This window comes from Nonomuraea corallina, assembly GCF_027620315.1.
Taxonomy (GTDB): Bacteria; Actinomycetota; Actinomycetes; order Streptosporangiales; family Streptosporangiaceae; genus Nonomuraea; species Nonomuraea corallina.
In genome coordinates, this window is record NZ_JAPNNL010000300.1 from 1 (window position 1) to 4,161 (window position 4,161).

The following is a 4,161-nucleotide window of genomic DNA, read 5'->3' on the forward strand; positions in this document are numbered from 1 at the left end:
CGGCGCGGGCGGGGCGTCGCGCAGGCGCAGCGCCTCGATCAGCTCGCGCTCGCCGCGGCCGCGCAGCAGCAGCAGGACGAACGGGTCCGCGTCGAGCAGCCAGGAGGCCTGGTAGCACAGGGCGGCGGTGTGCCGGCAGGCCCACTCGGGGCAGGAGCACTCGGGTTCCAGGTCGCCGACCTCCGGCAGCAGCGGCACGCCGGCCGCCTCGGCGGCCCGCACCAGGTCGTGCGGCATGTCGCGGTCGAGCAGGGCGGCGATGTGCCCGGCCTTGGCCGCGACCTGGTCCAGGAAGCGGTCCCACGCGGCGTCGGAGAGCTGTTCGACCCGGACGACGGCGTCGTGCTCGTGTTCGGCGACGGCGGCCAGCCGGCCGGGGCTGACCGTGATCGGGCCGAGTTGCCCGGCCTTGGCGTAGGCGCGGCCCTGCTGCAGGAGCGTCTGGTCCAGGGAGGTGTCGTGCAGGGCCTGGAGCCAGGCGCGGCCCCACCAGGTGGTGGCGAAGCGGGCGCCGGCGCGCCGGCGGGGGAAGGCGGGAAAGCCGCGGGCGGCGGTCATCTCAGCTCCACGAGTGCGGCCAGTTCGGCGTCGGTCAGCTCGGTGAGCGCGGCCTCGCCGGAGGCCAGGACGGCGTCGGCGAGTGAGCGCTTGGCGGCGAGCATCCGGGCGATCCGGTCCTCGATCGTGCCTTCGGTGATCAGCCGGTGGACCTGCACGGGCCTGGTCTGGCCGATGCGGTGGGCCCGGTCGGTGGCCTGGTCCTCGACGGCGGGGTTCCACCAGCGGTCGTAGTGGATGACGTGGTCGGCGCGGGTGAGGTTGAGCCCGGTGCCGGCGGCCTTGAGCGACAGCAGGAACACCGGGGCCCGGCCGTCCTGGAAGCGGCGGACCGTCTCCTCGCGGCGGGCGACCGGGGTGCCGCCGTGCAGCAGCTGGGTGGGCACGCCCCTGGCGGACAGGTGGGCGTCGATCAGCCGGGCCATGGCGACGTACTGGGTGAAGACGAGCGCCGCGCCGTCCTCGGCGACGATGGTGTCGAGGAGTTCGTCGAGCAGTTCCAGCTTGCCGGAGCGGCCGGCGAGCCGGGGCGCGCTCTCGTGCAGGTACTGGGCGGGGTGGTTGCAGATCTGTTTGAGCCCGGTGAGCAGTTTGACGACCAGGCCGCGCCGGGCCATGCCGCGGGCGCTCTCGATCTGGGTCATCAGCTCGCGCACCACCGCCTCGTACAGGCCGGCCTGTTCGGTGGTGAGGGCCACGGGCCGGTCGGTCTCGGTCTTGGGCGGCAGTTCGGGGGCGATGCCGGGGTCGGACTTGCGGCGGCGCAGCAGGAACGGCCGCACCAGCGCCGACAGCCGCTCGGCGGTCGCGGTGTCGCCGGACTCGATCGGCCTGGCCCAGCGGGCGCGGAAGCGGGGCAGCGGGCCGAGCAGCCCGGGGGTGGCCCAGTCGAGGACGGCCCACAGGTCGGTCAGGTTGTTCTCGACGGGGGTGCCGGTGAGCGCGACGCGGGCGGCGGCGGGGATGTCGCGCAGCGCCTTGGCGGTGCCGGAGGCCGGGTTCTTGACGTGCTGGGCCTCGTCGGCGACGACCAGGTCCCACGGGTGCTCGGCGAGCCGGGGGGCGTCGAGCCGCATGGTGGCGTACGTGGTGAGCACGAACCCTTCGCCGGCCAGGGTGCGGGCGGAGCCGTGGAAGCGGGTCACCGGGACGCCGGGGGCGAACCTGGCGATCTCCCGCTCCCAGTTGCCCAGCAGCGAGGCCGGGCACACGACGAGCGTCGGGCCGGAGCCGCGGTGCAGGTGCAGGGCGATGAGCGTGATGGTCTTGCCCAGGCCCATGTCGTCGGCCAGGCAGGCGCCGAGCCCGAGCGAGGTCATCCGGGCCAGCCAGCGCAGGCCCTGGAGCTGGTAGTCGCGCAGGGTGGCGGCCAGGCCGGGCGGCGGGGCGAGGTCCTCCGGTTCGCTGAGCCGTTCGCGCAGCTCGCGCAGCCACGCGCCGGGTTCGACCGGCACCTGTTCGCCGTCGGCCTCGACGGTGCCGGTGAGGGTGGCGGCGAGCGCGTCCAGGCCGGTCAGCGGCTTGAGCTCGCGCCGGCGTGCCTTGCGCGCCAGGGCGGGGTCGATGAGCACCCACTGGTCGCGCAGCCGTACGACGGGGCGGTGGGCCTCGGCCAGCCGGTCCATCTCGGCGGCGGTGAGAGGCTCGCCGCCGAGGGCGAGCTGCCAGTCGAAGGCGACCAGGTGGCGGCCGCCGAGGAACGACGGCAGGTCGGACGGCGCCGGGCCGCCGAGCACGGCTCTGGCGCTCAGGCCCCGGACGAGGCCGCGCGGCCAGTGGACCTCGACCCCGGCGGCGGCGAGCCGGTCGGCGGATCCGGCCAGCAGGTCGCCGACGTCGTCGTCGGTGAGCGGCAGTTCGTCGGGCACGGCGCTGTCGAGCAGCGTCTCCAGCCGGGGCCAGGCGCGGGCGGCGCGGCGCAGCCCGATGGTCGTCTCGATCCTGGCCCGGCCGCCGAACCCGGGGTCGCGGCCCTGCCACAGGTCGGCGGCGTCCACCACGAGCGACGGGCCGGACAGGCTGTGGACCTGCACCACGGCGCGGAAGTCGCCGCCGGTGAGGTCGTCGGCCTCGATCCGCAGCGACACCCGCACCCCGGCGTCGAGCCCGGCGGAGACCTCGTCGGCCCAGTGACGCAGCCGGGGCACCTTGACGGGGCGCAGGGCGGCGAACGCGGCGTGGCCGGTGGCCTTGACGGCGCCGGGGGAGCGCGGCATGCCGTCGGCCACGGCGTCGAGGAACGCCCGCACCAGCGCCTCGGCGTCGGCCAGCACCGGCTCCCCGCCGCCGGGCTCACGGCCCGCGTCGGGATCGTGGCCGGGGTCGTGGCCGGGGCCGGGTCGGTGGTCCGGGAGGGGGACGGCGCGGGCGGAGCCGGGCATGGCGGCGGCGAGTTCGCGGATGCGCTGGACGTCGGCGGCGTCGAAGGGGCCGGCGCGCCAGGCGTCGTGCCCGGACGCCGTCACGGTGGGGCGGATGCGGCCCCGGGTGACCAGCTGGAGCGCCACCAGCGCCGTCGCGCCCCAGAAGCGGGCCGCCGGGTGGGCCGCGTCGTCGGCGCGGGCTTTGGCCAGGGCGGCGACGGCCTCGGTGACGGGGATCCGGGTGGCGGCGCTGCTCCGGGTCGTGATGCCGTCGCCGCCGGGCTCGGCGATGGTGACGGTGTCCTCGCCCGCCGGGTCCAGGAAGATCAGCTGCCCGGCCCTGGGCGGGTCCCCGGGCTCGTAGACGACCGCGTTGCGTACCGCATCATGTCCGACTGCCACGACCGTACAGTGTACGGTACGCGAGGGTGTGGTTTGCCACACCGGAAAGGAGCGGCCCGCCTCATCACCGAGGACACCCGATCTTCCGTACGCTTGGCGCATGGTTGATTGGGTTGTGCAGTTGATGGAGCTCCTGGGCGCCCCGGGAGCCGGCGTGGCGATCGCGTTGGAGAACCTGTTCCCGCCGATCCCGAGCGAGGTGATCCTGCCGCTGGCGGGGTTCACCGCCAGCCAGGGCGACCTGGACCTGGTCGCCGCTCTGATCTGGACCACGGCCGGCTCGATCGTGGGGGCGCTGGCGCTCTACTGGGTGGGGGCGCTGCTCGGCCGCGAGCGGGTGCTGGCGATCGCCTCGAAGATGCCGCTGGTGAAGGTCTCCGACATCGAGAAGACGGAGGCGTGGTTCATCAAGCATGGCAAGGCGACGGTGTTCTTCGGGCGGTTCATCCCCATCTTTCGCAGCCTGATCTCGGTGCCCGCCGGGGTGGAGCGGATGCCGGTGCTGCAGTTCACCCTGCTCACGGCGGCCGGCAGCGCCATCTGGAACACCATCTTCGTGCTGGCCGGCTACAAGCTGGGCGAGAACTGGCATCTGGTCGAGACGTACATGGGCGTGGCCTCCAAGGTGGTGCTCGGCCTGGTCCTGCTGGCGGTGGCGGTCTTCGTGGCGGTACGGCTGAGCGAGCGGCGCAAGGGGCGCCATGCGCTTCGCCGCTGAGGGCGCGCGGGTCCTGCTCGCGGTCGTGCTCGGCGCGGTCACCGCGCCGGCGGAGCTCGTCTTCCTGCTGGTGGCGCTGCCGTTCCTGCGGGGCGGGCGGGCCGGGGGCGCGGCGGGGCG

Annotated in this window: 3 protein-coding genes; 1 reads left to right on the top strand and 2 read right to left on the bottom strand. The window is 75.0% G+C overall.

What is annotated here, in order from left to right:
• Positions 1-558: SWIM zinc finger family protein (locus OUY22_RS35900; RefSeq protein WP_333486882.1), on the bottom strand; the 558-nt coding region annotated here is incomplete at its 3' end.
• A complete protein-coding gene (locus OUY22_RS35905) occupies positions 555-3,323 on the bottom strand; it encodes a DEAD/DEAH box helicase (RefSeq protein WP_270159778.1) in 2,769 nt (922 codons plus the stop codon). The genes OUY22_RS35905 and OUY22_RS35900, both read right to left, overlap by 4 nt.
• Before the next feature lie 100 nt (positions 3,324-3,423).
• On the opposite strand from OUY22_RS35905, the gene OUY22_RS35910 reads away from it, so the two are divergent.
• Complete coding sequence (locus OUY22_RS35910) at positions 3,424-4,041, top strand: DedA family protein (RefSeq protein WP_270159779.1); 618 nt, start codon at positions 3,424-3,426, stop codon at positions 4,039-4,041.
• Positions 4,042-4,161: the final 120 nt, after the last annotated feature.

Excerpts from the sequence above, each read along its gene's own strand:
- OUY22_RS35910 (WP_270159779.1), top strand. The coding sequence starts at position 3,424 with ATGGTTGATTGGGTTGTGCAGTTGATGGAGCTCCTGGGCGCCCCGGGA.